The sequence below is a fragment of the Chloroflexaceae bacterium genome, from assembly GCA_025057155.1.
Taxonomy (GTDB): domain Bacteria; phylum Chloroflexota; class Chloroflexia; order Chloroflexales; family Chloroflexaceae; genus JACAEO01.
In genome coordinates this window covers 1-820 of sequence record JANWYD010000074.1, presented here as the reverse complement: position 1 = coordinate 820, position 820 = coordinate 1, and the positions used below count along the sequence as shown (strand labels likewise).

At 53.4% G+C, this 820-nt stretch carries 1 protein-coding gene and 1 tRNA gene; both read left to right on the top strand.

Going from position 1 to position 820, the window contains the following annotated elements; translation table 11 throughout:
* Positions 1 to 80 precede the first annotated feature (80 nt).
* A complete protein-coding gene (locus NZU74_20325) occupies positions 81 to 332 on the top strand; it encodes an ABC transporter ATP-binding protein (protein ID MCS6883675.1) in 252 nt (83 codons plus the stop codon).
* A 35-nt stretch (positions 333 to 367) separates the two neighbouring features.
* Positions 368 to 444, top strand: a tRNA-Pro gene (locus NZU74_20320).
* The last annotated feature ends 376 nt before the right edge of the window (positions 445 to 820 follow it).

Sequence of the window (820 nt, the reverse complement as noted above, 5' to 3'; positions counted from 1 at the left end):
ACTTGTGTGCTCTTGCTGTGGCGTAGGGCGCAAGTATTGCGCTTGGCAAAACTTACAAAGCAATTGATAACTCACTCGCTATGGATCCATCACCTGCTCGTCGCGTGCGTTGGGCAATACGTGGCGCATTGATCCTGTCCTTGCTGGCAGTAGTATTAGGTGGTCTGTTCACTGCCATTATCGGATTGTTTACCGGCCAATTGACTACCGATGCCGGTTGGGGGGCATGGCTGCGCGTGCTGGTGCCTTCAGTGCTAGTGTGGGGCTTGGGCGCGTTACCCTTCGGCGCAGCGCTAGGGTTTTTTGCCTCGCTGATCTGGCGTGAAGTTTGACTCTTCGCCTCAGCCGCGCTATAATCAGGAGCGTTCGGGGCGTAGCGCAGACCGGTAGCGCACCTGAATGGGGTTCAGGAGGTCGCTGGTTCAAATCCAGTCGCCCCGACCATCTGGCAACGCTGGCGAGTAATAGCTCGCCAGCGTTTCTATATTTTGCGCTTTTCCTCTTTTTTACCATGGGCAGTAAATGATTTTTTGCCCGGCGATACTGGTAAAATGCCAATAATTACCAACAACATCTTGACACCTTCCATGATTCGGCGCTATACTGCAAGCATGTGGCGAATATCATTCGCGCTGCTATTGCGTTCCCTCAACGCATAATTTCTCTTTTTTGAGCGGCGCCAGCGTATATCACGTGGGAGGATGTGGGATGGCGACTATCAGCCTGCAAGACGCCTATACACAAGCCAGAGCATTCCTTGAGGCGAACCAGATTGAGCAGGCAATTGGCCTGACCCAGCATATCCTCGCGCACCATCCCG